Here is a 25,070-nt window from a genome sequence, read left to right as displayed (position 1 = left end):
TTTAACGGTTAAATTTACTTTTCTTCGTATTTAAAGCGAGGGTCTGCTTGGGGGTTTTTTTGCGCTTTTAGGGCTGCGATTGCAGGTGTAAAACTATTGACTATTGATCCAAAGTATTCCATTTAATGAACAAGTGTTCAATAAATGGATTGCGATATGTTTTTAGCCTCTATGCGGTTTGATCTTGGCGAAGATGTGCAGGCGCTGCAGGATGCCGTGCATCGATTTTCTCAAGATCGTATCCGCCCCATGGCCGGCGAAATTGACCGGTCAAACCAATTTCCTGATGCGCTTTGGCAAGAGCTTGGGCAGATGGGATTGCTCGGCATTACCATTTCGGGCGCGCATGGTGGCGCTGAGATGGGCTATTTAGCGCATACTGTGGCGATTGAAGAAATTGCCCGCGCCAGCGCGAGCGTGGCGTTGTCCTATGGCGCGCATTCAAACCTATGCGTAAACCAAATCAGTTTAAACGGCACTGAAGAGCAAAAACAAAAATATCTTCCCAAGCTGGTGTCGGGGCACCATATTGGGGCCTTGGCGATGTCAGAACCTGCAGCGGGGTCTGATGTGGTTTCAATGCAGTTATGCGCGGAAAAACGAAACGGTTACTATCGGTTAAATGGCAGCAAATATTGGATTACCAATGGGCCTGACGCGGATACATTGGTTGTTTATGCCAAAACCGATCCGGAAGCGGGATCAAAAGGTATTACCGCCTTTTTGATCGAAAAAACGATGTCAGGCTTTTCGACCTCATCGCATTTTGACAAGTTAGGTATGCGCGGGTCCAACACGGCGGAACTTATTTTTGAAGATGTTGAAGTGCCGTTTGAAAACGTTTTAGGGGAAGAGGGCAGAGGGGCTAAGGTTCTTATGTCTGGTTTGGATTACGAGCGGGTTGTCTTATCGGGAATTGGTACTGGGATTATGGCCGCCTGTCTGGATGAGGTGATGCCCTATTTGGTTGACCGTAAACAATTTGGCCAAAGTATCGGAGATTTTCAACTGATGCAGGGCAAAATTGCTGATATGTATACGGCGATGAATTCAGCCCGCGCCTATGTTTATGAGGCGGCAAAAGCCTGCGATCGGGGCGAAATTACGCGTCAGGATGCCGCCGGTTGCGTACTTTATGCATCCGAGCAAGCGATGAAAATAGCCCACCAAGCCGTGCAGGCGATGGGCGGGGCAGGGTTTCTGGCTGACGCGCCGGTTGCGCGCCTTTTTAGAGATGCAAAATTGATGGAAATTGGTGCCGGTACGTCTGAAATTCGGCGTATGTTGATCGGTCGAGAGCTGATGTCAGCAATGCGCTGATGGGGAAGAGGCGGATCATAATGGCTGATATAAAGGCGGGCGTCAGGTGACGCTGCGAAACTTGCATCCCGCCTGGTTTGTTCTGGGCGTATTTTGCCTGCTCTTACTTTTTTTGGCGTTGCGTTTGGGGGTGAAAGCTGCCGTTTTGGATGAGACAGCAACCATCACCTTTTATGCAACGCACTATATCATCGCCTCAACCAAAGAGGGGCATAGCGGGTCTGAGAGCGATTGCTATGCAACGCCGCATCATTTGCTTTGGGTGCGCCTTGAGGTGATTTGCCAGCCAGGCGCCGCAGCACCTTATCGCTTTCTGATCGCGCCATGGGGGCAATTGATCGGCACATCGCGCGCGCCTCTTGGCTCTGATGATTTGCAGGCAGCGTTTATCGGAGGTCAAAATGCGTCTTTTCTCTAAAATTAAAACGGCATCAGAAGATTTCATGAGTAATCAATCTGCGCATCTGGAAAGCCTAGACTTGGTTCGATCGGCGGCCGAGCTTGCAGCGGCAGGCGGCGGCGAAAAGGCCCGGCAGCGTCATTTGGACCGTGGCAAAATGCTGCCGCGCGCACGGGTGGCTAATTTGTTGGATTATGGAAGCTCGTTTTTGGAAATTGGCGCGACCGCGGCGCATGGCCTGTATAATGGCGATGCGCCATCGGCTGGGCTGGTTGCGGGCATTGGTCAGGTGCACGGTTTGGACTGTATGATCATTTGCAATGATGCCACGGTTAAAGGGGGAACCTATTACCCGATGAGCGTCAAAAAGCATTTGCGCGCGCAGGAGATCGCAGAAGAATGTCATTTACCCTGCCTGTATTTGGTGGATAGTGGCGGTGCCAACTTGCCCAATCAAGATGAGGTTTTCCCCGATCGAGACCATTTTGGGCGGATTTTTTATAATCAAGCCAGAATGTCGGCAAAAGGCATCGCGCAAATTGCCGTGGTGATGGGCTCTTGCACAGCGGGTGGTGCCTATGTTCCGGCGATGTCTGATATCACAATTATCGTGCGCGGCGCGGGAACGATTTTCTTAGCTGGTCCCCCCTTGGTCAAGGCTGCAACGGGAGAAATTGTAAGCGCCGAAGATCTTGGTGGCGCGGATGTGCATACACGCTTATCCGGGGTGGCTGACTATTTGGCTGAGGATGATGATCACGCGCTGGCTTTGGCGCGCCAAGCTGTGGCCAATCTCAATCGTCCAAAATTGGATCTGCCAAATTTGCAACCTGCCGAGGATCCCCAATATGATCCAAACGAAATCTTGGGCGTTGTGCCACGAGATTTGCGCAGTCAATATGATATTCGCGAGGTGTTGGCGCGTCTGGTTGATGGTTCACGGTTTGATGAGTTTAAAGCCCGTTTCGGTACAACTTTGGTAACAGGCTTTGCGCATGTGATGGGGTGCCCTGTCGGAATTGTCGCCAATAACGGGGTCTTGCTGAGCGAAGCGGCGCAAAAAGGCGCGCATTTCATTGAACTTTGCAGCCAACGAAAAATACCATTGGTGTTTTTACAAAATATCACAGGCTTCATGGTGGGGCAGCGCTACGAGAATGAAGGTATAGCCCGCCATGGTGCAAAAATGGTGACAGCGGTTGCCACCACGGCAGTGCCTAAAGTGACGGTTCTGATCGGGGGAAGTTTTGGGGCGGGGAATTACGGCATGTCGGGGCGTGCCTATCAGCCGCGTTTTTTATGGACTTGGCCCAATAGCCGAATTTCGGTGATGGGCGGCGCGCAAGCCGCGCAAGTTTTGGCCACGTTGAAGCGTGATAATATTGAGCGCGCGGGCGGCGTTTGGTCTGCAGAGGAAGAAGCGGCCTTTCAAAAACCCACTTTGGATATGTTTGAAGAGCAATCGCATCCGCTTTACGCCTCGGCGCGACTTTGGGATGACGGGATCATCGATCCGCGAAAAACCCGTGAGACGCTTTATTGCTCATTGCGGGCCGCCTTAAACGCGCCCATAGAGGAGACCCGCTTTGGCCTATTCAGAATGTAACATAAGCGCAGGCGCAGCGCGTGTGATCAAATTTATATTTGGTCAGTTTGGCATAAAACCGCACATTGGCATGAAACCGCACATAAGAGGCTTGCATGTTTGAGGGTATTTTAATCGCAAATCGTGGTGAAATTGCCTTGCGCGTGATGCGTAGCGCGCAGCGAATGGGGGTGCGTTGCATCGCGGTGTATTCCGACGCGGATCAAAATGCACAACATGTTTTGCAGGCCGATCACGCGGTTCATATTGGTGGCGCATTGCCAGCGCAAAGCTATCTTTGCAGTGATAAAATAATTGCCGCCGCTTTAAGCTCTGGGGCGCAGGCTATTCATCCTGGTTATGGGTTTTTATCCGAAAACCCTGAGTTTGTTGAGGCGGTAGAGGCTGCGGGTTTGGTTTTTATTGGGCCCTCGGCCAGCGCCATTCGAGCCATGGGGTTAAAAGACTCGGCGAAGGCCCTTATGGCGAAGGCAGGAGTGCCCGTGGTGCCTGGGTTTTCTGGCCATCAAGATCCCGCGCGTTTGCTTAAAGAGGCTGAAAAAATTGGATTTCCGGTTTTGATTAAGGCGGTTGCGGGCGGCGGTGGGAAAGGTATGCGTTTGGTCGATACGGCTGATGCCTTTGCAGCAGCGCTATCCGAGGCGCGTTCTGAGGCGGTAAATGCCTTTGGCAATGGCGATGTTTTACTTGAAAAATTCATTTCGCAACCGCGTCATATTGAAGTGCAGGTATTTGGTGACGGGACGGATGTTCTGCATTTATTTGAACGAGATTGCTCTTTACAGCGGCGCCATCAAAAAGTTGTCGAGGAAGCGCCGGCGCCCGGGATGACCAAGCAGATGCGCGCGGTGATGGGCAAGGCTGCAGTTGCAGCGGCCAAGGCTATAGAATATCGCGGAGCAGGCACGGTTGAGTTCATTGTTGATGGATCTGATGGGCTGCGTGAAGATCGCTTTTGGTTCATGGAAATGAACACCCGTTTGCAAGTTGAGCATCCTGTGACCGAAGCCATTACCGGCGTGGATCTCGTGGAGTGGCAGTTAATTGTGGCCGCGGGCGGTAAATTGCCAATGCAGCAAAAAGATTTAAAGATCACTGGCCATGCGATCGAAGCGCGGCTTTACGCCGAAGATCCCCAGCAAGATTTTTTGCCAATGGCGGGACAGTTGACGCATTTGGCCTTTCCCAGCGCGTGCCGCATCGATTCTGGGGTAATTGCCAATGATATGATAAGCGCATTTTACGACCCGATGTTGGCGAAAGTTATCGTGTTTGGTCAAAATCGGCGCGCGGCGATTGATAAAATGGGTCAGAGCTTGGCCGCGATTGAGATTGCCGGTATTAAGACAAATCTGGGTTTTCTCGCTGCGTTAACCCAAATTAGCGATTTCACATCCTGCCGGCTCGATACAGGTTTGATTTCTAGAAATTCATCCGTGCTGACTGCGCCGGTCAAGTTGACGGCACGCGCCCTATTGGCGGGCGTGGTCTGTGCTGTTGGGAACCAGGCCACCAAGTCGCGTTTAAGCGGGTTTTGTCTTTGGAAAGGCGCGTCACAAAGGGTGCAAGTAATCTTTGAGGGGCAACAGATCGTATTGCCGGTACAGCTGATTGAAAACCAAATTATTTTAAAATGGCAGGGTGCAGATTATCCCGCGATTTACAGCGATGCGGGGTGGCAATTTGAGGGGGAGGCTTTGCCGGCGGCTCACCGGGCGGGGCGCGATATCACAGTGTTTGATCAGGGCGGTATAGCGCTGAAGCTAATTGACCCTTTAAGCCGCGCGGAAGTGGCTGCTGTTGGCACAACACAGATCGAGGCTCCGATGCCCGGGCTTGTAATTGCAGTATCTGTGAGCGCGGGGCAGGAGGTGGAAGAGGGCCAGCCTTTGATCACGTTAGAGGCAATGAAGATGCAGCAAGTGCTCTCTGCCCCTTTTTCTGCCAGGGTTGATGAGATTGCTGTTCAAGAGGGTGCTTATGTTGAGGCGCAAGCACTGCTTATTCAGCTAAAAAATGATCAAAATTAAATTTTTTATGGTTTGAAACGAGATTTTTTTGATCGAATTTTCCGAATTTTAGAGGTTTGCGATCAATATGGTTAGGTTGCGCTATTCTGGGCGGTGAATTCTTCTCTTGGCATGTTGACCCCGAGTTCCCAGAGGGGTACACCCTCGCCAAGCCAACTGGGCGTTGGGTTTGCCACCGTAACGCCAAAATATGGAGCCGTCTGTGGATGACTTGCTAAGGGAATACCTCCCGATACTTGTATTTATGGCCATCGCTATTGGCCTTGGCTTATTGCTTATTTTGGCCGCAGTAGTGGTGGCTGTTCGAAATCCAGATCCCGAAAAAGTCTCTGCCTATGAGTGCGGCTTTAATGCCTTTGACGATGCGCGAATGAAGTTCGATGTCCGATTCTATTTGGTTTCAATCCTCTTCATTATTTTTGATTTGGAAATTGCCTTTTTATTCCCTTGGGCGGTGGCCTTTAAGGATATAAGCATGGTCGGATTTTGGTCTATGATGGTGTTTTTGGGCGTTTTAACGATTGGCTTTGCCTATGAGTGGAAAAAAGGGGCTCTGGAATGGGAGTGATGGCGGGCGTAAACGCGGCGGGTGTGGATAAAGAAGTTGCCACGCAAGAGCTGAACCGAGAGCTTCAAGATAAAGGCTTTTTGCTGACCTCGACAGAAGATATTATCAATTGGGCGCGTACGGGCAGCTTACATTGGATGACGTTTGGATTGGCGTGTTGCGCCGTTGAAATGATGCATACCTCGATGCCTCGCTACGATCTTGAGCGTTTTGGAACAGCACCCCGCGCCAGCCCGCGCCAGTCGGATTTGATGATTGTGGCGGGTACTTTAACCAATAAAATGGCGCCTGCGTTACGCAAAGTTTATGATCAGATGCCCGAACCGCGTTACGTGATTTCCATGGGCTCATGCGCCAATGGTGGCGGCTATTATCATTACAGCTATTCCGTGGTGCGTGGATGCGATCGCATTGTGCCGGTTGATATTTATGTCCCCGGTTGCCCACCAACAGCTGAAGCGTTGCTGTATGGGATCATGGCTTTGCAACGTAAAATCCGCCGCACGGGAACGATTGTAAGATGACCCAGTCAAATGTTTCTGCTTTGAAGGAGTTAGGCGCTCAATTGGCCGATAAGCGTAAGGATTGCGTTTTAAGCTGGGAGATTGCGTTTGATGAGCTCACAATCTGTGTCGCTCCGTCTAATTTGCATAATTTCGTGAGTTTTTTGAAGACGGATGCGAATTGTCAGTTTTCGAGCTTGGTAGATATTACCGCAGTCGATTATCCAGAGCGCAGCGATCGTTTTGACGTCGTCTATCATTTTCTATCGATGTATCAAAACAAACGGGTTCGCCTGCGGGTGTCAATCCGCGAAGATGAAATGTTACCATCGATCTGTGATGTCCATCCTTCAGCGAATTGGTTTGAACGCGAAGTATTTGATATGTTTGGTATTTTATTTACTGGTCATCCTGATTTGAGGCGTTTACTGACAGATTATGGGTTTCGCGGGCACCCGCTGCGCAAAGACTTTCCGACAACCGGATATACCGAGGTGCGCTATGACGAAGCGCAAAAGCGTGTGGTGTATGAGCCTGTGAGTCTTGTGCAAGAATACCGGCAATTTGACTTTATGTCGCCTTGGGAAGGGGCTGAATACGTGCTTCCTGGTGATGAAAAAGAGGCTGCGAAATGATGGATGGCTCCAACGAATTTAACGATGCGCTGACGGGCGAACAGAAAATTCGAAATTTCAACATAAATTTTGGCCCTCAGCATCCGGCGGCGCATGGTGTGTTGCGGCTGGTCTTGGAGCTTGATGGCGAAATCGTAGAGCGCTGCGATCCGCATATTGGCCTGTTGCATCGTGGCACTGAGAAGTTGATGGAAAGCCGCACTTATTTGCAGAATCTGCCCTATTTTGACCGGCTGGATTATGTCGCCCCGATGAACCAAGAACATGCGTGGTGTTTGGCGATTGAAAAGCTGACCGGCGTCGAGGTGCCACGTCGTGCCTCGCTGATACGGGTTCTTTACAGTGAAATAGGCCGCGTTTTAAATCACTTGTTGAATGTGACAACGCAGGCGATGGATGTGGGCGCCTTGACGCCGCCTCTTTGGGGTTTCGAAGAGCGTGAAAAGCTGATGGTGTTTTATGAACGCGCGTGCGGCGCGCGTTTGCATGCGGCTTATTTCCGTCCCGGAGGGGTGCATCAGGATATCAGCGATGATTTGATCGATGATATAGAGGCTTGGGCCTTGGCGTTTCCAGAAGTGATGGATGACATCGATGGGCTATTAACAGAAAACCGAATTTTCAAGCAGCGCAATGCCGATATTGGTGTGATCAGCGAAGAAGATATTCTGAATTACGGCTTCTCGGGCGTGATGGTGCGTGGATCCGGTTTGGCTTGGGATCTACGGCGCGCACAGCCATATGAGTGCTATGATGAGTTTGAGTTTCAAATCCCGGTTGGAAAGAACGGGGATTGTTATGATCGCTATTTGGTGCGGATGGAAGAAATGCGCCAATCGGTTTCGATTATTCGGCAGTCCATTGCTAAGTTACGTGTCGAAAAAGGCGATGTTTTGGCGCGTGGTAAGCTGACACCGCCAAAGCGCACCGAGATGAAGCAGTCGATGGAAGCGCTTATTCATCATTTTAAACTTTACACAGAGGGTTTTCATGTTCCCGCCGGTGAAGTTTACGCTGCGGTAGAAGCCCCGAAGGGTGAGTTTGGCGTGTATTTGGTGGCGGATGGCAGCAATAAACCGTATCGGGCAAAGTTGCGTGCGCCAGGGTTCTTGCATTTGCAAGCTATGGACTACATCGCGTCCGGGCACCAACTTGCGGATGTGGCTGCAATCATTGGTACGATGGACGTTGTTTTTGGAGAGATTGACCGCTGATGCTGCGCCGCTTACACCCTGATCAACCGGATAGTTTTGAGTTTACGCCTGCAAATAAAGCTTGGGCGGAAGCGCAAATCAGCAAATACCCCGAAGGCCGTCAAGCTTCGGCAATCATCCCGCTTCTTTGGCGCGCGCAAGAACAAGTGGGTTGGTTGCCACGTCCTGCCATCGAAGCCGTAGCGGATATGCTTGGCTTGGCGTATATGCGGGCGTTGGAAGTGGCGACGTTTTACTTTATGTTTCAATTGCAACCAGTTGGATCTGTTGCGCATATTCAAGTCTGTGGAACCACATCCTGTATGATATGTGGCGCGGAAGATCTGATCTCAGTTTGTCGGGAAAAAATCGCATCCGAGGCCCATCAGCTTTCAGCTGACGGGAGGTTCAGCTGGGAAGAGGTCGAGTGTTTGGGCGCTTGTACAAACGCGCCAATGGCCCAGATCGGCAAGGATTATTACGAAAACCTAACGGCAGACGGCTTTGCCGCGATGATCGATGAGATGGCAGAGGGCAAGATACCGCTGCCGGGCCCACAAAACGGGCGTTTTTCTTGCGAACCTTTGGGGGGCGCGACGTCTCTGAAGCAATATGAAGCTAACCGCCAGGCCCATAACGCCAGTGCCGCGCTTGCGGTTGAACTCAACGATACACTCAAGCGCATCGATGGAAGCGAAGTGCCGGTGACAACGCCGTGGCTTGGCAAATCAAAGACAAACGCCAAAGGTGCTAAATCCAGTGCAACTGATAGCTCAACAGGCATTGTGCCGAAACAGCCGCGGCTTTTGAAGGTGGCGCGCAAAGCGGGCGCTGATGATTTGGGCCTAATCAAAGGTATTGGTCCAAAGTTAAAGGCGCTTTTAAACGCTGCTGGTATCTTTCACTTTGACCAAATTTCAAAATGGACCGCCGAAAATGTGGCCTGGGCTGACGCGCATTTTCCAGGCTTCAAAGGCTGTGCTAGCCGTGATGCTTGGCCAGAGCAGGCAGATGCACTTGTCGCGCAAAACAAGACGAAAACTCAAACTCGTGGTATAAAGGAATAGCGTTTTTAAGCGCGAGTTCCATTAGAGAGGAGTTTCAATATGTTAGAGCCGATTAAGAATACAAGCTGCCAGCTGGGCTGCTGGGCGATTTCGGGCGCTGCAGCTGTGTTGACCTTCATCATGTGTTTTGGTTTGGGCGAAATAGCCTTTATGGGCGCGGTATTTTTTGCCGCGACCGTTTGCGTCGCCTTGGGTTTGCTGTTGGGGTGGGTCCTTTGCACACCTTTGACCCCGCTCGGCAGCGCGCGCGCTTATCCTTTGGTTGACGCCAGCGCTGTAGATCCGTCGCTTGGCGGCGTTTTCGCTGAGCAATCTGCTGCAACGACTGGGTCTGCCTCGACGCAGCTTCCCGGAGAGATTGAACTTGCCGCGCGTAAATCTGAATGGGCTTATGCACCGGCCGAAACCGCAGCAGATGCTACCGCCCCGGGTGCGTTGGCGCAGCCGCGCAACGGGCAAGCAGACGATTTGAAAAAAATAAAAGGCGTTGGGCCAAAGCTGGAAACGATTTTGAATACGCTTGGCGTGTTTCATTTCGATCAAATCATGGCTTGGGGGCCAGATGATATCGCTTGGATGGATGAAAACTTGAACGGATTTAAGGGGCGCGTCAGCCGCGATGATTGGGTGGCGCAGGCGAAAGCCTTAACGCCTTAGAAATGGCAATTAAAGGATGCGGCGGGGCTCGCGTTCGAAGGGAAGATGATGGCGCAGGGCGCAGGGCAACATGAAAACAGACAGGGCCGTTTGGTGGCTCTGGTTATCGCGGGCGCGATGCTGCTTTGGATTGTTGTGCAATGGCTTGGTCCCAAGTTGGGTCTTGCTGGGCGGTTTGCAATATTGATAGATCTCGCTGTTTTGGCAGCGTTTATTTGGGCTATGGTGGTGTCTCTGCGCATGTGGCGGCACCGCCAGAAACAAGGGAAATGAGGCGCGTATGCTAACGGATAAAGACCGGATATTTACTAATATCTACGGCATGCATGATCGTTCGCTCGCGGGTGCGCGTGCGCGCGGCCATTGGGATGGTACGGCGGCTATTATCAAAAAGGGTCGCGACTGGGTCGTTGATACGATGAAAGCATCCGGTTTGCGTGGCCGCGGTGGTGCTGGGTTTCCGACGGGACTTAAATGGTCCTTCATGCCCAAGGAAAGCGATGGGCGTCCGGCTTATCTCGTTGTTAACGCAGATGAATCAGAGCCGGGAACGTGCAAAGACCGCGAAATCATGCGCCATGATCCGCATACATTAATCGAGGGTTGCTTGATTGCCAGTTTCGCGATGAATGCCAATGCGTGTTACATTTACATTCGCGGCGAATATATTCGCGAGCGCGAAGCATTGCAGGCGGCGATCGATGAAGCCTATGATGCTGGCTTGCTTGGTAAGAATGCAGCCAAATCGGGCTGGGATTTTGATCTTTACCTGCATCATGGGGCGGGCGCGTATATTTGCGGTGAAGAAACAGCTTTATTGGAAAGCCTTGAGGGCAAAAAAGGAATGCCGCGGATGAAGCCGCCATTTCCTGCAGGTGCCGGGCTTTACGGGTGCCCTACAACGGTGAATAACGTGGAATCGATCGCGGTTGTTCCAACCATTTTGCGCCGAGGCCCTGACTGGTTTAGCAGTTTTGGACGGCCCAATAATGCGGGAACAAAACTGTTCGCGATTTCCGGGCACGTGAACAATCCATGCGTTGTTGAAGAGGCGATGTCGATTAGTTTTGAAGAATTGATTGAAAAGCATTGCGGCGGTATTCGTGGCGGTTGGAGCAATTTAAAAGCCGTAATTCCGGGCGGTTCTTCGGTTCCTTGTATCCGCGGTGAGCACATGCGCGATGCGATCATGGATTTTGATTACTTGCGCGAACAGCGCTCGGGTTTAGGAACCGCGGCGGTGATTGTGATGGATCAATCAACCGATATTATTAAAGCGATCTGGCGTCTTTCTAAGTTTTATAAGCATGAAAGTTGCGGGCAATGTACGCCGTGCCGTGAAGGTACTGGATGGATGATGCGCGTAATGGACCGTTTGGTAACGGGCGAGGCTGGTGTTGAAGAAATTGACATGCTGTTGGATGTGACCAAACAAGTGGAAGGCCACACGATTTGTGCGCTTGGCGATGCTGCAGCCTGGCCGATTCAGGGCCTTATCCGCAACTTCAGGGACGAAATCGAGGATCGGATCGCGCATAAACGATCTGGTTCGATCGATGCGGTTGCGGCGGAATAAAACAATGCGTTGCTTGATAGCCATACTGCCAATCATGTTCTGCGTCGCTTGTGGTGAAAGCTACAAAGACAACCAACATGCGTTTGACGGTGTGAAATTTAGTGCATCCTTGAAAGCGGAAAAAAATGCTCCTGAAGCCTTCTCTCTGCGCGTAAAGAAAGCTGCCAAAAGTGTCGTGGGTGCACGCGAAGCCGGGCGTTATGAAGCAACGAAATATTGCGTTGAAAAGTTTGGAACCTCAGATATTGCTTGGATAATGGGCCCTGACAGCCCCGATTTAGAACTTGAAAATGGCAATTTCAACCTGATTGGGAGCTGCGTGATTTTATGAGATCAGCTTTTTCCGATATACGCCAAACTGGTTGCCATTCTTACATTGCCTGCCATGTCACGCTTGGCCACGCGCTGTTTAGCGCATTAAGCGCAGCCGCATCGCAGCCCCATAACGCCAGAAAAGTTGAGATCATGCTATGACCACTATGCGTACCATCGTTATCGACGACAATGAAATTGAAGTAGATAGCGCCATGACATTGATCCAAGCTTGCGAGCAAGCTGGCATCGAAGTGCCGCGCTTTTGTTATCATGAGCGGCTTACGATTGCTGGCAATTGTCGCATGTGTTTGGTCGAAGTTGTCGGGGGTCCGCCTAAACCTGCGGCCTCTTGTGCGATGCAGGTGCGCGATTTGCGCCCCGGCCCAGAAGGGCAACCGCCGGTGATTAAGACCAATTCGCCAATGGTCAAAAAGGCCCGTGAAGGCGTGATGGAGTTTTTATTGATCAATCATCCGCTGGATTGCCCGATTTGTGATCAGGGTGGTGAATGTGATCTTCAGGATCAGGCGATGGCTTATGGCGTTGATTTTTCGCGGTTCCGCGAAGCAAAACGGGCAAGTACCGATTTGGATCTTGGCCCTCTAGTTGAAACGCATATGACGCGGTGCATCAGTTGCACGCGCTGCGTGCGCTTTACAACTGAAGTTGCCGGTATCGCGCAAATGGGTCAAACAGGGCGTGGCGAAGATAGCGAAATAACCAGCTATCTTGGCGAAACGCTAAACAGCAACCTGCAGGGCAATATTATCGATCTCTGCCCTGTCGGGGCCTTGACGTCAAAGCCCTATGCTTTCACCGCGCGCCCTTGGGAGCTTACAAAAACGGAAACCATCGATGTGATGGATGCTTTGGGATCCAATATTCGCGTGGATACGAAAGGCCGTGAAGTGATGCGTATTTTGCCACGCAATCATGACGGCGTGAATGCAGAATGGATTTCAGATAAAACCCGGTTTGTTTGGGATGGGCTGCGCAGGCAAAGGCTTGACCAACCCTATTTGCGTGAAAATGGCAAATTGCGCCCTGCCACTTGGCCAGAGGCTTTGCAGGCGGCTGCGGCAGCGATTTCTGGAAAGAACTTGGTTGGTTTGATCGGGGATCTTGTGCCCGTTGAAGCTGGTTTTGCGCTGAAAAATTTGGTTGAAGGGTTGGGGGGCGCGGTTGAGTGCCGCGTTGATGGCGCGAAGCTGCCCGCTTTAAACCGCTCTGGCTATGTTGGATCTGCGAGTATTGAAGATATTGATGCAGCGGATGAAATTTATTTGATCGGCTGTAACCCCAGGCTGGAAGCGCCGGTTTTGAATGCGCGCATTCGCCAAGCCTGGACGAAAGGCGCGGATGTCAAACTTGTTGGGCAGGCCGTAGACCTCACTTATGACTATGCGCTGATTGGCGCGGATCGAGCCGCGTTGGCCAAATTGTCAAAAACCGCAAAGTCTGCGACGGCGCCGTTGTTTATCATCGGCATGGGCGCTTTGATGGAAGCCGATGGCGCGGCCGTGCTTGGGCACGCGATGGCGCTGGCCGAAGACACTGGCGGTAAACTTATGGTGTTGCACACGGCAGCCAGCCGCGTGGGCATGCTGGATATTGATGCCACCTGCGAGGGCGGCGTTAGCGCAGCGCTTGGCTCGGCTGAGGTTGTTTTCAACCTGGGCGCGGATGAGGTGGAAATTGCCGCTGGTCCAGTGGTGATTTACCAAGGTAGCCATGGCGATCGCGGCGCGCATCGCGCGGATATCATTTTTCCCAGCGCCGCTTACACTGAAGAAAATGGATTATTCGTTAATACCGAAGGGCGGCCGCAATTGGCGGTAAGGGCGGGTTTTGCACCTGGTGAGGCGAAAGAAAATTGGGCGATTTTGCGGGCGTTATCAGCCGAGTTAGCGGCAACTTTGCCCTTCAATTCGCTGGCTGAATTACGCCAAAGCCTGCTTGAAGCTCACCCGCATCTGGGCCAGGTTGATCAGATTTCGCAAAGCGTATGGGCGCCGCTGAAGGCCGGGAGTTTAGGCAAGGCCACCTTCCGCAGCGCGATTTCAGATTTCTATTTAACCAATCCGGTTGCCCGGGCGTCAAAATTGATGGCAGAGCTTTCTGCGGGCGCTGAAGCGCGCGCCCAAGCTCCGGTGGCGGCAGAATGAACCAGTGTTTAGAACAGGTCTGCGCAATGCTGATTACCCCGCGATCTACCACGTTTTCAGCGAAACTAGTTAGGAATACCGATGGCTGATTTTCTCACAACTCCAGGCGGTATTGCGCTGACCATCGTGGCGCAATGTCTCGCGGTTTTGGGCTTTGTAATGGTCAGCCTGCTGTTTCTTGTATATGGAGATAGAAAGATTTGGGCGGCCGTACAAATGCGCCGTGGCCCTAACGTGGTTGGCGTGTTTGGTCTTTTGCAAACGGTTGCGGATGCGCTGAAATATGTTGTGAAAGAAATTGTGGTGCCCGCGGGCGCGGATAAAACGGTTTTTTTCCTTGCGCCGTTGATCTCCTTTGTGTTGGCGATGGTGGCTTGGGCTGTGATCCCGTTCAATGACGGCTGGGTCTTGGCCAATATCAACGTTGCTATTCTATATGTTTTCGCGATCTCCTCGTTAGAGGTTTATGGCGTCATCATGGGGGGCTGGGCCTCGAATTCAAAATATCCGTTTTTAGGCTCATTGCGCTCAGCGGCGCAGATGATTTCTTATGAAGTGTCGATCGGGTTGATTATCATTGGGGTTATTATCTCAACGGGATCCATGAATTTTGGTGATATTGTTGCAGCGCAAGATGGCTCTTATGGGTTCTTCAGCTGGTATTGGTTGCCGCATCTGCCCATGGTATTTTTGTTTTTTATCTCTGCATTGGCAGAAACAAATCGCCCGCCTTTTGATCTGCCGGAAGCTGAATCAGAATTGGTGGCTGGCTATCAAGTTGAATATAGCTCGACGCCATTCCTGTTGTTTATGGCAGGCGAATATATTGCGATTTTCCTGATGTGCGCGCTGACCTCATTATTATTTTTCGGGGGCTGGTTGTCACCAATTCCAGGAATTCCTGATGGTGTTTTATGGATGGTCGGCAAAATGGCATTCTTCTTCTTCATGTTCGCCATGGTGAAGGCGATTACGCCGCGCTATCGCTATGATCAATTGATGCGGATCGGCTGGAAAGTCTTTTTGCCGATGTCGTTAGCCTGGGTTGTTATCGTAGCGTTTTTTGCAAAATTTGAGCTTTTTGGCGGCGCTTATGCCCGCTGGATGATAGGGGGTTAAGATGAGCCAGATAGATTATACACGCGCCGCGAAGTATTTTTTGCTTGCCGATGTGTTTACCGGCTTGAAGCTTGGCCTGAAATATTTCTTTAAGCCAAAGGCAACGCTGAACTATCCTCACGAAAAGGGGCCTTTATCGCCACGGTTTCGTGGAGAGCACGCGTTGCGCCGTTATCCCAATGGCGAAGAACGTTGCATCGCTTGTAAACTTTGCGAAGCGGTCTGTCCCGCCCAAGCAATCACTATTGATGCAGAACCGCGCGATGATGGCAGCCGACGCACCACCCGCTACGACATCGATATGACCAAGTGCATTTATTGCGGCTTTTGCCAAGAGGCATGCCCAGTTGATGCAATCGTAGAAGGGCCAAATTTTGAGTTTGCCACCGAAACCCGCGAAGAGCTTTTTTATAATAAAGATAAATTGCTTGAAAACGGCGATCGTTGGGAAGCCGAAATTGCCCGCAATCTTGAATTGGACGCGCCGTACCGATGATGGATAGTTTGAGTGGGCCTAATCTGAGCGTTGCAAAGCGAAGAGATCTGAATGCGCTTGAATGCACAGCAGTTTATGACGCTGTGTTGGATGCGTCACTGACAAAAAAGGATATTTCCGGATGAGCGTGGTTGGATTTGCATTCTATTTGTTTGCGTTATGCACGGTTACAGGCGGGTTGTTTACTGTGGTTAGCCGAAACCCAGTGCATTCTGTGTTATGGCTTATCTTAACATTTTTATCATCTGCTGGATTGTTCGTGTTGCTTGGCGCCGAGTTTGTGGCGATGCTTTTGGTCATTGTTTACGTTGGCGCTGTTGCGGTTTTGTTTCTTTTTGTCGTGATGATGTTAGATGTTGATTTTGCAGAATTAAAGGCGGAGATGGCGCAATACTTGCCGCTTGGCTTGTTAATCGGTCTGGTTTTGTTGATGCAGCTGTCGATGGCGCTTGGCGTGTGGAGCGTTGCTGACACGGCTGAGGCGGCGCGGGCGGCCGTGACCCCAGCAGAAACGCATAACACTGCGGCGCTTGGCTTGCTGATTTATGATCAGTATTTCTTGCTCTTCCAATTGGCGGGTCTGATCCTGTTGGTGGCGATGATCGGGGCGATTGTTTTGACCTTGCGCCACCGCAAGGATGTAAAGCGGCAGGATGTTTTGGCACAAATGTATCGCGATCCAGCTTTGGCGATGGAATTGAAAGACGTAAAACCGGGGCAGGGGCTTTAAGCCAGTGTCGCCTAAGAGTACAGGAACCGAGGGAATTTTATGATTGGTTTAGAACATTATCTAACAGTGGCGGCCTCGCTTTTTGTGATAGGTATTTTTGGTTTGTTTTTAAATCGAAAAAACGTGATTATTTTGTTGATGTCGATCGAGCTGATGCTGCTTGCTGTGAATATCAATCTGGTCGCCTTTTCGAGTTTTTTGGGCGATTTGGTCGGACAGGTTTTTACGCTTTTTGTGTTGACGGTCGCCGCCGCAGAGGCTGCGATTGGCCTGGCCATTTTGGTCAGTTTCTTCCGCAATCGCGGCACCATTGCCGTTGAAGACGTCAACGTGATGCAAGGATAGTCGAAAATGGTAAAGCTCATTCTTTTTGCGCCCTTAATTGGAGCCTTGATTGGCGGGTTCGGCTGGAAACTGATCGGCGAAACCGCCGCTCAATACGTAACGACGGGTCTGTTGTTTTTGGCTTGCGCTCTCAGCTGGATTGTCTTTTTGGGGTTTGATGGTGAAACGCAAATCATCCAAATATTTCGGTTTATCGAAAGCGGAAGCTTAAGCACAGATTGGGCGATCCGGCTGGATCGCTTGACGGCGATTATGTTGATCGTCGTTACTTCTGTGTCGGCTTTGGTGCATCTTTACAGCTTTGGATATATGGATCACGACCCGCAATGGAATGAGGGTGAAAGCTATAAACCCAGATTCTTTGCCTATTTGTCTTTCTTCACATTCGCGATGCTGGCGCTTGTCACATCTGATAACCTTATTCAGATGTTTTTTGGTTGGGAAGGTGTTGGTGTAGCCTCTTATCTTTTGATTGGGTTTTATTATCGCAAACCAACGGCCAATGCTGCGGCAATCAAAGCGTTTGTGGTGAACCGGGTTGGGGATTTTGGCTTTGCATTGGGCATTTTTGGCCTGTTTTATTTGACCGATAGCGTGTCTTTCACCGAGGTGTTTGCCGCTGCGCCAAACCTAGCCGAGACGCAAATTCATTTTTTATGGCGGGATTGGAACGCCGCCAATTTGCTAGCGTTCTTGCTGTTTATCGGTGCAATGGGCAAATCGGCCCAGCTATTTTTGCACACATGGCTTCCGGATGCGATGGAGGGGCCAACCCCGGTTTCTGCGCTTATTCACGCGGCCACAATGGTTACAGCGGGTGTGTTTTTGGTGTGCCGGATGTCGCCTTTGATGGAATATGCTCCTGAAGCGATGGCAGTTGTAACCTTTCTTGGCGCTTCAACAGCCTTTTTTGCCGCCACTGTTGGTCTGGTACAAAACGATATCAAGCGTGTCATCGCCTATTCAACCTGTTCGCAGCTTGGCTACATGTTCGTCGCGGCGGGCGTGGGTGTATATTCGGTCGCTATGTTTCACCTGTTCACGCATGCGTTCTTTAAAGCCATGCTGTTTTTGGGGGCGGGATCTGTGATCCACGCGATGCATCATGAACAAGATATGCGCAATTATGGCGGTTTGCGTAAAAAAATTCCCTATACATTCGCGGCTATGCTGATTGGAACTTTGGCCATTACCGGTGTTGGTATCCCTCTGACGCATATTGGTTTTGCCGGATTTTTATCGAAGGATGCTGTGATTGAAAGTGCTTGGGCAGGAACCTCGGGCGGCTATGCGTTTTGGATGCTGGTTTTCGCCGCTATGCTGACATCTTTTTACAGCTGGCGTTTGATTTTTCTAACCTTTTACGGTGAGGCGCGCGGTGATCACCATACGCATGAGCACGCGCATGAAAGCCCCAAAGTCATGTTGATACCCTTGGGTGTTCTCGCGCTTGGCGCGGTGTTCAGCGGCATGGTGTGGTATAGCAGCTTCTTTGGCGATCATGCCTCTGTGAATAGGTTTTTTGGAATTCCCGATCACCACGTGTCTGAGAAAGACCATGGGCATGATGCGGGCCATGACAAGGCCGATGAGGCGCATGCTGACAAAGCCGATACGCAGGCGAGCGGATCGCAGGCGCATGCGGAAAAATCCGATGGGCATGCGTTACAGACGCAAGCACCAATAGGCGCGATTTATATAAGCGCTGATAATCACGTCATGGATGAGGCGCATCATGCCCCGGTCTGGGTGAAAATCAGCCCGTTTATCGCGATGCTTATTGGCTTTATAACGGCGCTTTGGTTTTACATTTGGAATCCGGCGATGCCCGCGCGCGTCGCGGCAAACCAGCGGCCTCTTTACCTGTTCTTGCTCAACAAATGGTATTTTGATGAAATCTACGACGTGCTTTTTGTAAAACCAGCCAAAGCGCTTGGGCGGTTGCTCTGGAAACGGGGCGATGGCAAAATTATTGATGGCACGCTCAATGGTATCGCGCTTGGGTTTGTTCCGATGGTGACGCGTTTGGCGGGTCGGGCGCAGTCAGGGTATATCTTCACCTATGCCTTCGCCATGGTGATCGGAATTGTGGTGCTTGTCACTTGGATGAGCTTTACCGGAGGAGGTAACTGATATGGATACTTTGCTATTGTCCATTGTAACCTTTGTGCCGGCTATGGCGGCTTTGATCCTTTTGGTCGTTGCGCGCGGCGAAGATGCCGCGGCCGGTTTGGTTGCCAAGCGCTTCGCGTTGGTCGCAACAACCGCAACATTTATCATTTCGCTGTTCATTTTATGGCAGTTTGATCCGTCTGATACGAGCTTTCAAATGGTGGAAGAGGCCGATTGGCTTTTGGGTTTGAAGTATAAGCTGGGTGTGGATGGGATCAGCATTCTATTTGTCATGCTAACAACATTCATGATGCCCTTGGTGATTGCCGCATCCTGGGGTGTGAACACGCGCGTCAAAGAATATATGATCGCGTTTTTGCTGTTAGAAACGTTGATGCTGGGCGTGTTTATGGCGCTTGATCTGGTGCTGTTTTACCTGTTTTTTGAAGCTGGCTTGATCCCGATGTTCCTCATCATTGGGATCTGGGGCGGAAAAGAGCGGATCTATGCCTCGTTTAAGTTTTTCCTCTACACGTTTTTAGGATCTGTTTTGATGTTGGTTGCCATGGTGGCGATGTTTGCCGAAGCCGGTACAACAGATATTCCAACTTTGATGATCCATGAGTTCGATTTTGCGGATATGAAGATATTGGGCCTTCATATCGTGGGTGGAATGCAAACCTTGCTGTTTTTAGCGTTTTTTGCCAGCTTCGCGGTGAAAATGCCGATGTGGCCTGTGCACACTTGGTTGCCCGATGCGCATGTGCAGGCACCCACGGCGGGCTCTGTTGTATTGGCGGCTATCCTTTTGAAAATGGGGGGATATGGGTTCTTGCGCTTTAGCTTGCCGATGTTTCCCGTCGGCTCAGACGTGATGGCGCCGGTTGTGCTGTGGATGTCGGCGATCGCTATTTTTTATACGTCTTTGGTGGCGCTGATGCAGGAGGATATGAAAAAGCTTATCGCTTATTCTTCCGTTGCGCATATGGGGTATGTTACGATGGGGATCTTTGCGGCAAATCAGCAAGGGATCGACGGCGCTATTTTTCAAATGCTGAGCCATGGCTTCATATCAGGAGCGCTGTTTCTCTGCGTTGGCGTTATTTACGACCGTATGCACACACGCGAGATTGACGCCTATGGCGGTTTGGTTAACCGTATGCCCGCCTATGCGCTTATTTTCATGCTTTTCACAATGGCCAATGTTGGCCTTCCGGGCACGTCGGGTTTTGTGGGTGAATTCTTAACGCTTGTCGGCATATTCCAGGTCAATACCTGGGTGGCATTGGTTGCAACGGCCGGGGTAATTCTATCCGCCTCCTACGCGCTTTGGCTATATCGCCGCGTGGTTATGGGGGATCTGATCAAAGAGAGCCTGCGCACAATATCTGACATGAGCCGGCGCGAGCGGGCGATCTTTGCACCATTGGTGGTGATGACCATATTGCTGGGTGTGTATCCGGCATTGATATTGGATCTCATCGGCCCCTCTGTTGAGGCCTTGGTGCTTAATTATGAAATGGCTTTGGGGACCGCTGAGACCAGCACCCAATTGGCCGCATCGCATTAACAGGAGCACGGTCAATGATCCAAGCTGATCTGAACATAATTCTGCCGGAGGTTTTTCTATCGGTTTTTGCGATGCTTGCTTTGGTGGGCACTGTCTATACCAGTAAAGACCGCTTGGGCCCACTTTTGGTCTGGCTCACCGCTGGCATTATGGCTTTGGTTGCATTGGCCATTGCAAGCACTGGCTCCGGCGAAACGCAGGTTGCGTTTGGCGGTATGTTTGTAGATGACGGCTTCGCCCGTTTCGCAAAAGTGACTATTTTGTTCTCAGCGGCAGCGGTGCTGGTGATGAGCGAAGATTACATGTCTCGCAATGGGTTGTTGCGCTTTGAATATCCGCTTTTGGTTGTTTTGGCGGTTGTCGGGATGATGGTGATGGTCTCGGCGGGTGATCTTATGGCGCTTTACATGGGGCTTGAGCTACAATCTTTAGCGCTTTACGTGATCGCCTCGCTGCGCCGCGATAGTTTAAAATCGACTGAGGCCGGCCTGAAATACTTTGTGCTTGGCGCTTTGTCATCTGGGCTTTTGCTTTATGGTGCGTCGCTCTGCTATGGCTATTCGGGCACAACCTTGTTCACGGGCATTGTTGCCGCGACGGCAGAGAGCGACATTTCTGTTGGCTTGTTGCTTGGCTTAGTGATGATCAGCGCGGGTTTGGCGTTCAAAGTTTCCGCCGTGCCGTTTCATATGTGGACACCTGACGTTTATGAAGGTGCTCCTACACCGGTGACGGCGTTTTTTGCTACAGCGCCGAAAGTGGCCGCGATTGGTTTATTTGCGCGCGTGCTGCATGACGCCTTTGGAAATGTTGTCGGAGACTGGCAACAGATCATCGCTGTTTTATCTTTGCTCTCGATGTTTTTGGGTGCGTTTGCAGCGATTGGGCAAACAAATATAAAACGTTTGATGGCCTATTCTTCAATCGCTCATATGGGATATGCGCTTATGGGCTTGGCTGCTGGCACGGCTTTTGGATTGCAAGCCTTGCTCATTTACATGGCCATTTACGTCACGATGAATATTGGAACTTTCGCGTTTATTCTTTCGATGCAAAAAGATGGAAAACCGGTCACGGATATTGCGTCTTTAAACATGTTATCGCGCAGCCAGCCTGGCAAGGCCTTGGCCATGCTTGTGCTGTTGTTTAGCTTGGCCGGCGTTCCCCCTATGGTCGGATTTTTTGGAAAATTATACGTGTTACGCGCCGCTTTTGATGCGGGTTTGGCTTGGCTTGCAATCGCTGGTGTGATCGCGTCTGTGATCGGGGCCTTTTATTATCTGCGGATCGTGTTCTTTATGTATTTTGGCGAGGAACAAGAAATCGGCCTTGATGTTTCAAAATCTCCGGTTATGTCCTCGTTTTTAATGGCCTCTGCAATTATTATGGTGGTTGGCGTTGCCAACCTGTTTGGTTTGGAAGGCCTGGCAGCTGCAGCGGCCCAGACCCTTGTGCAATAATCTGCCCGAAGGGTATGAGCTTCGGGAATATGAGGAAATCTCTAGCACCAATGCTGAGGCTTTGCGCTGTGCAGGCCAGATAGAAAAACCAACTTGGTTTTTTGCGCATAAGCAAACCGCAGGTCGCGGCCGGGGTGGGAAAGCCTGGGTTGATCCGGTTGGGAACTTTGCAGCAACAGCTTTGCTATTTCCCCAAGGTGCCATTCAAGATGTCGCCTTGCGCTCTTTCGTGGCGGGCTTGGCGGTGCATGATGCTTTGGTTGAGATCAGTTTTGGCGAAAATGAGTTTTCCTTAAAATGGCCAAATGATGTGTTGTTAAAGGACAAAAAGCTGGCGGGTATTTTGCTGGAAACCAGCATTGACGAACGCGGTCGCCGCGCGCTTGCGATTGGGATTGGGGTGAATTTAAACCAAGCGCCCGTGCAAACAGATTTGCAACTTGGTGCGCTTGAAGCGATCGGCTTGTCCTCTGCGCTGAACCTGAAAATCACACCCTCTAGCTTTTTAAAGATATTGGTGCAGCGCTTTGATGATTGGGAAACGCGGTTTTTAGAACAAGGCTTTGAGCCGATACGCTTGGCATGGCTTGCACGGGCGGCGCGCCTTGGCGAGGTTATTACCGCGCGCGTGGGTGGCGAAGAGATAACCGGACGATTTGACAGGATTGATGATTCAGGGCATTTGCAGTTGCAGACACCATCCGGCGCGCGCTCTATTGCCGCCGCTGAAATCTATTTTAGAGGAACGTAGCTGATGTTACTTGCGGTGGATTGCGGCAATACCAATACGGTTTTTTCAATATGGGATGGCGAAAGCTTTATCGCAACTTGGCGCGCTTCGACAGAAACTCAAAGAACGGCCGATCAATATTTTGTGTGGTTATCAACGCTGATGTCGCTGCAGAAAATTGAAGCGGACATCACAGAGATGATTATTTCATCGACAGTGCCGCGCGTGGTGTTCAACTTGCGCGTTTTAGCCGATCGCTATTTCAACACCCGGCCATATGTGGTGGGAAAGCCTGATTGCCTATTGCCCGTGAACATTCGCGTTGATCATGGCACCGCGGTGGGGCCGGATCGGTTGGTCAATACTGTTGCGGGATTTGATTTATATGGCGGCGACCTGATCATTGTAGATTTTGGCACAGCCACCACATTTGATGTTGTGGATGGTGACGGGGCTTATATCGGCGGTGCAATTGCACCAGGGGTAAACCTGTCACTTTCGGCGCTCCACCAAGAAGCTGCAGCGCTTCCGCATGTTGATATTGCCAAGCCGCTAGCTGTGATTGGTACGAATACAGTAGCCTGTATGCAATCGGGAGTATTTTGGGGGTATATTGGTTTGGTACGAGAAATCTGCAAACGGATCAAAGCTGAGCATGCGCGCCCCATGCAGGTTATTTCCACCGGTGGTCTTGCGCCATTGTTTCAGGCGGCAGATACGCTATTTGACCATTACGAAGATGATTTAACAATGCATGGCTTACAGGTTATCCATGCCTATAATAAAAACGGATAGGGCTCATGAGCAGTGAGAGATTGATTTACCTTCCCCTCGGGGGAGCCGGTGAAATTGGCATGAATGCCTATGTTTATGGCTATGGGCCAGAAGGGGCTGAACGGCTGATCGTGGTGGATCTTGGCGTCAGCTTTCCCGATATGGATGGCACCCCTGGGGTGGATTTGATTTTGCCCGATATCAGTTGGCTTATCGCGCAGAAGCACCGGATTGAAGCAATTTTTATCACGCATGCGCATGAAGACCATGTTGGTGCTTTGGGCCATTTATGGGGGGATCTTGGTGCTCCGGTCTACGCGCGGCGCTTTACGGCCAATATCGCGCGGCGTAAAATGGCAGAAAGAGGTCATCCTGAGCGTGTTGTCTCTACCACGGAGGCTTGGCCAGAAACTGTTGAAAAGGGCCCCTTTAAGGTCGGGTTCTTGCCGATTTCACATTCTATTCCTGAAAGCAGCGGCTTGGTTATTGATACACCGCAGGGGCGGCTTCTTCATACGGGCGATTTCAAGCTAGATGAAACGCCGCTGGTTGGAGAAGCTTTTGATCCGCAACTTTGGACGGATGTCGCACGCCCCGGGGTGAAAGCGTTGATTTGTGACAGTACAAACGTGTTTTCTGGGCATGAAGGTCGGTCTGAAGCGAGCCTTGGTGCCAATATTGACGCTTTGGTGGACAGCGCTGAGCGAATGGTGGTGGCCACCACATTTGCAAGTAATATCGCGCGGGTAAAAACGCTTGCGCAGGCAGGCATGCGCGCAGGGCGTTCGATTTGTTTGATGGGCCGCGCGATGCGCCGGATGGTAGAAACTGCGCTTGAAACGGGTGTTTTAAGTGACTTTCCGACGGTGGTGAGCCCCGAGGATGCACAAAATATTCCCCGTGAAAATCTAATGCTTTTGGTGACAGGAAGCCAAGGTGAGCGCCGCGCCGCCAGCGCGCAGCTTGCACAGGGTAAGTTTCAAGGCATCAGTTTGAAGGAGGGTGATATGTTCTTGTTTTCCTCCAAAACCATTCCTGGAAATGAACGCGGCGTTATCCGCATCATCAACCAGCTCTCTGAAAAAGGCGTGGATGTTGTGGATGATAGCGATGGCCTATATCATGTTTCCGGCCACGCAAACCGCCCGGATTTACAGCGCATGCACCAGATCACGCAGCCTCAAATGGTCATTCCAATGCATGGAGAGCATCGCCATTTGCGCGCGCATAGCAAACTTGCGCAGGATAGCGGTTTGCCTGCTTTGATCTGCGTCAATGGTATGATGCTGGATTTGTCTGGGAATGCCCCAAAAGTGGCTGAGTATATTGAAACGGGCCGTCGGTATTTGGACGGTTCTATTCAAGTGGGCGCGATGGATGGTGTGGTGCGGGATCGTATTCGTTTGGCGTTAAATGGCCATGTGATCGTGAATGTTATTTTGGATGATGAAAATGATATGCTGGGGGAACCTTGGGTGGAAACCCGAGGTCTCAGTGAAATGGGACACGCGGCGGCGCCTTTGGTCGATGTGTTAGAAGAAGATCTTAGCCAGTTCATCGGCAGAGCTGGCGGAAAAACCCGCGGCGATGACGATAAAATGGAACAAGGTTTTAAGCGCGTGGTGCGCCAAACATGCCAGGCCGAGATCGGAAAATCACCAGAGGTGACCGTGATCGTAAGCCGTTTGATGTAGCCTTG

General features: G+C 51.0%; 24 protein-coding genes. All 24 read left to right on the top strand.

Annotated features, from left to right (window positions below):
- The first annotated feature begins 156 nt into the window (after nucleotides 1–156).
- Nucleotides 157–1,320 (top strand): acyl-CoA dehydrogenase family protein, encoded by a 1,164-nt coding sequence (locus tag UM181_15660; protein ID WQC62730.1) that lies wholly within the window; start codon nucleotides 157–159, stop codon nucleotides 1,318–1,320.
- Nucleotides 1,321–1,366: 46 nt separating this feature from the next.
- Nucleotides 1,367–1,738 (top strand): hypothetical protein, encoded by a 372-nt coding sequence (locus tag UM181_15655; GenBank protein ID WQC62729.1) that lies wholly within the window; start codon nucleotides 1,367–1,369, stop codon nucleotides 1,736–1,738.
- The gene (locus UM181_15650) at nucleotides 1,722–3,326 is read left to right on the top strand and encodes a carboxyl transferase domain-containing protein (protein WQC62728.1); all 1,605 of its coding nucleotides are present in this window, start codon (nucleotides 1,722–1,724) and stop codon (nucleotides 3,324–3,326) included. Before UM181_15655 ends, UM181_15650 begins: the two co-directional genes overlap by 17 nt.
- A 95-nt stretch (nucleotides 3,327–3,421) precedes the next feature.
- Entirely contained in the window at nucleotides 3,422–5,356 is a 1,935-nt protein-coding gene (locus UM181_15645; GenBank protein WQC62727.1) for a biotin carboxylase N-terminal domain-containing protein, read from the top strand.
- A gap of 202 nt (nucleotides 5,357–5,558) precedes the next feature.
- On the top strand, nucleotides 5,559–5,924 hold the full coding sequence (locus UM181_15640) for an NADH-quinone oxidoreductase subunit A (GenBank protein ID WQC62726.1): 366 nt from the start codon (nucleotides 5,559–5,561) through the stop codon (nucleotides 5,922–5,924).
- The gene (locus UM181_15635; protein ID WQC64781.1) at nucleotides 5,924–6,448 is read left to right on the top strand and encodes an NADH-quinone oxidoreductase subunit B family protein; all 525 of its coding nucleotides are present in this window, start codon (nucleotides 5,924–5,926) and stop codon (nucleotides 6,446–6,448) included. Before UM181_15640 ends, UM181_15635 begins: the two co-directional genes overlap by 1 nt.
- Nucleotides 6,445–7,062 carry an NADH-quinone oxidoreductase subunit C gene (locus UM181_15630; GenBank protein ID WQC62725.1) on the top strand — a complete coding sequence of 206 codons (618 nt, stop codon included), beginning with the start codon at nucleotides 6,445–6,447 and terminating at the stop codon, nucleotides 7,060–7,062. The genes UM181_15635 and UM181_15630 overlap by 4 nt, the downstream gene beginning before the upstream one ends.
- A complete protein-coding gene (locus tag UM181_15625) occupies nucleotides 7,062–8,276 on the top strand; it encodes an NADH-quinone oxidoreductase subunit D (protein WQC64780.1) in 1,215 nt (404 codons plus the stop codon). The genes UM181_15630 and UM181_15625 overlap by 1 nt, the downstream gene beginning before the upstream one ends.
- On the top strand, nucleotides 8,276–9,322 hold the full coding sequence (nuoE, locus tag UM181_15620; GenBank protein ID WQC62724.1) for an NADH-quinone oxidoreductase subunit NuoE: 1,047 nt from the start codon (nucleotides 8,276–8,278) through the stop codon (nucleotides 9,320–9,322). Before UM181_15625 ends, nuoE begins: the two co-directional genes overlap by 1 nt.
- Nucleotides 9,323–9,361: 39 nt before the next feature.
- A complete protein-coding gene (locus tag UM181_15615) occupies nucleotides 9,362–9,979 on the top strand; it encodes an NADH:ubiquinone oxidoreductase (protein WQC62723.1) in 618 nt (205 codons plus the stop codon).
- Nucleotides 9,980–10,027: 48 nt separating this feature from the next.
- Nucleotides 10,028–10,252, top strand: coding sequence for a DUF5337 domain-containing protein (locus tag UM181_15610; GenBank protein WQC62722.1), 225 nt, complete (start codon nucleotides 10,028–10,030; stop codon nucleotides 10,250–10,252).
- 7 nt (nucleotides 10,253–10,259) lie between these two features.
- Nucleotides 10,260–11,555, top strand: coding sequence for an NADH-quinone oxidoreductase subunit NuoF (nuoF, locus tag UM181_15605; GenBank protein WQC62721.1), 1,296 nt, complete (start codon nucleotides 10,260–10,262; stop codon nucleotides 11,553–11,555).
- Nucleotides 11,536–11,886 carry a hypothetical protein gene (locus UM181_15600; GenBank protein ID WQC62720.1) on the top strand — a complete coding sequence of 117 codons (351 nt, stop codon included), beginning with the start codon at nucleotides 11,536–11,538 and terminating at the stop codon, nucleotides 11,884–11,886. The genes nuoF and UM181_15600 overlap by 20 nt, the downstream gene beginning before the upstream one ends.
- A gap of 139 nt (nucleotides 11,887–12,025) precedes the next feature.
- Nucleotides 12,026–14,035: an NADH-quinone oxidoreductase subunit NuoG gene (nuoG, locus tag UM181_15595; protein ID WQC62719.1), complete on the top strand. Its 2,010-nt coding sequence runs from the start codon at nucleotides 12,026–12,028 to the stop codon at nucleotides 14,033–14,035.
- Between the two features lie 81 nt (nucleotides 14,036–14,116).
- Nucleotides 14,117–15,154: an NADH-quinone oxidoreductase subunit NuoH gene (gene nuoH, locus UM181_15590; protein ID WQC62718.1), complete on the top strand. Its 1,038-nt coding sequence runs from the start codon at nucleotides 14,117–14,119 to the stop codon at nucleotides 15,152–15,154.
- A gap of 1 nt (nucleotide 15,155) precedes the next feature.
- Nucleotides 15,156–15,650 (top strand): NADH-quinone oxidoreductase subunit NuoI, encoded by a 495-nt coding sequence (nuoI, locus tag UM181_15585; GenBank protein WQC62717.1) that lies wholly within the window; start codon nucleotides 15,156–15,158, stop codon nucleotides 15,648–15,650.
- 121 nt (nucleotides 15,651–15,771) lie between these two features.
- Complete coding sequence (locus UM181_15580; protein WQC62716.1) at nucleotides 15,772–16,380, top strand: NADH-quinone oxidoreductase subunit J; 609 nt, start codon at nucleotides 15,772–15,774, stop codon at nucleotides 16,378–16,380.
- Between the two features lie 39 nt (nucleotides 16,381–16,419).
- Entirely contained in the window at nucleotides 16,420–16,725 is a 306-nt protein-coding gene (gene nuoK, locus UM181_15575; protein WQC62715.1) for an NADH-quinone oxidoreductase subunit NuoK, read from the top strand.
- A 6-nt stretch (nucleotides 16,726–16,731) separates the two neighbouring features.
- On the top strand, nucleotides 16,732–18,858 hold the full coding sequence (gene nuoL / locus UM181_15570) for an NADH-quinone oxidoreductase subunit L (protein ID WQC62714.1): 2,127 nt from the start codon (nucleotides 16,732–16,734) through the stop codon (nucleotides 18,856–18,858).
- A 1-nt stretch (nucleotide 18,859) separates the two neighbouring features.
- Nucleotides 18,860–20,407: an NADH-quinone oxidoreductase subunit M gene (locus UM181_15565; protein ID WQC62713.1), complete on the top strand. Its 1,548-nt coding sequence runs from the start codon at nucleotides 18,860–18,862 to the stop codon at nucleotides 20,405–20,407.
- A gap of 14 nt (nucleotides 20,408–20,421) precedes the next feature.
- Nucleotides 20,422–21,867 carry an NADH-quinone oxidoreductase subunit NuoN gene (nuoN, locus tag UM181_15560; GenBank protein WQC62712.1) on the top strand — a complete coding sequence of 482 codons (1,446 nt, stop codon included), beginning with the start codon at nucleotides 20,422–20,424 and terminating at the stop codon, nucleotides 21,865–21,867.
- A complete protein-coding gene (locus UM181_15555; protein WQC62711.1) occupies nucleotides 21,857–22,618 on the top strand; it encodes a biotin--[acetyl-CoA-carboxylase] ligase in 762 nt (253 codons plus the stop codon). Before nuoN ends, UM181_15555 begins: the two co-directional genes overlap by 11 nt.
- 3 nt (nucleotides 22,619–22,621) lie before the next feature.
- Complete coding sequence (locus tag UM181_15550) at nucleotides 22,622–23,392, top strand: type III pantothenate kinase (protein ID WQC62710.1); 771 nt, start codon at nucleotides 22,622–22,624, stop codon at nucleotides 23,390–23,392.
- Between the two features lie 5 nt (nucleotides 23,393–23,397).
- Nucleotides 23,398–25,065: a ribonuclease J gene (locus tag UM181_15545; protein WQC62709.1), complete on the top strand. Its 1,668-nt coding sequence runs from the start codon at nucleotides 23,398–23,400 to the stop codon at nucleotides 25,063–25,065.
- The last annotated feature ends 5 nt before the right edge of the window (nucleotides 25,066–25,070 follow it).

It is taken from the genome of Alphaproteobacteria bacterium US3C007, from assembly GCA_034423775.1.
GTDB lineage: Bacteria > Pseudomonadota > Alphaproteobacteria > Rhodobacterales > Rhodobacteraceae > Thalassovivens > Thalassovivens spotae.
Note: the sequence above shows the minus strand (reverse complement) of the source record. Positions and strands in the feature narration are given on the sequence as shown.

Coding starts and splice junctions, on each gene's coding strand:
- UM181_15565 (WQC62713.1), top strand. CDS start 18,860: ATGGATACTTTGCTATTGTCCATTGTAACCTTTGTGCCGGCTATGGCG.
- nuoF (WQC62721.1), top strand. CDS start 10,260: ATGCTAACGGATAAAGACCGGATATTTACTAATATCTACGGCATGCAT.
- nuoN (WQC62712.1), top strand. CDS start 20,422: ATGATCCAAGCTGATCTGAACATAATTCTGCCGGAGGTTTTTCTATCG.
- UM181_15625 (WQC64780.1), top strand. CDS start 7,062: ATGGATGGCTCCAACGAATTTAACGATGCGCTGACGGGCGAACAGAAA.
- nuoH (WQC62718.1), top strand. CDS start 14,117: ATGGCTGATTTTCTCACAACTCCAGGCGGTATTGCGCTGACCATCGTG.
- nuoG (WQC62719.1), top strand. CDS start 12,026: ATGACCACTATGCGTACCATCGTTATCGACGACAATGAAATTGAAGTA.
- nuoI (WQC62717.1), top strand. CDS start 15,156: ATGAGCCAGATAGATTATACACGCGCCGCGAAGTATTTTTTGCTTGCC.
- nuoL (WQC62714.1), top strand. CDS start 16,732: ATGGTAAAGCTCATTCTTTTTGCGCCCTTAATTGGAGCCTTGATTGGC.
- UM181_15635 (WQC64781.1), top strand. CDS start 5,924: ATGGCGGGCGTAAACGCGGCGGGTGTGGATAAAGAAGTTGCCACGCAA.
- UM181_15660 (WQC62730.1), top strand. CDS start 157: ATGTTTTTAGCCTCTATGCGGTTTGATCTTGGCGAAGATGTGCAGGCG.
- UM181_15580 (WQC62716.1), top strand. CDS start 15,772: ATGAGCGTGGTTGGATTTGCATTCTATTTGTTTGCGTTATGCACGGTT.
- UM181_15615 (WQC62723.1), top strand. CDS start 9,362: ATGTTAGAGCCGATTAAGAATACAAGCTGCCAGCTGGGCTGCTGGGCG.
- nuoE (WQC62724.1), top strand. CDS start 8,276: ATGCTGCGCCGCTTACACCCTGATCAACCGGATAGTTTTGAGTTTACG.
- UM181_15550 (WQC62710.1), top strand. CDS start 22,622: ATGTTACTTGCGGTGGATTGCGGCAATACCAATACGGTTTTTTCAATA.
- UM181_15645 (WQC62727.1), top strand. CDS start 3,422: ATGTTTGAGGGTATTTTAATCGCAAATCGTGGTGAAATTGCCTTGCGC.
- UM181_15650 (WQC62728.1), top strand. CDS start 1,722: ATGCGTCTTTTCTCTAAAATTAAAACGGCATCAGAAGATTTCATGAGT.
- UM181_15600 (WQC62720.1), top strand. CDS start 11,536: ATGCGGTTGCGGCGGAATAAAACAATGCGTTGCTTGATAGCCATACTG.
- UM181_15545 (WQC62709.1), top strand. CDS start 23,398: ATGAGCAGTGAGAGATTGATTTACCTTCCCCTCGGGGGAGCCGGTGAA.
- nuoK (WQC62715.1), top strand. CDS start 16,420: ATGATTGGTTTAGAACATTATCTAACAGTGGCGGCCTCGCTTTTTGTG.
- UM181_15610 (WQC62722.1), top strand. CDS start 10,028: ATGGCGCAGGGCGCAGGGCAACATGAAAACAGACAGGGCCGTTTGGTG.
- UM181_15630 (WQC62725.1), top strand. CDS start 6,445: ATGACCCAGTCAAATGTTTCTGCTTTGAAGGAGTTAGGCGCTCAATTG.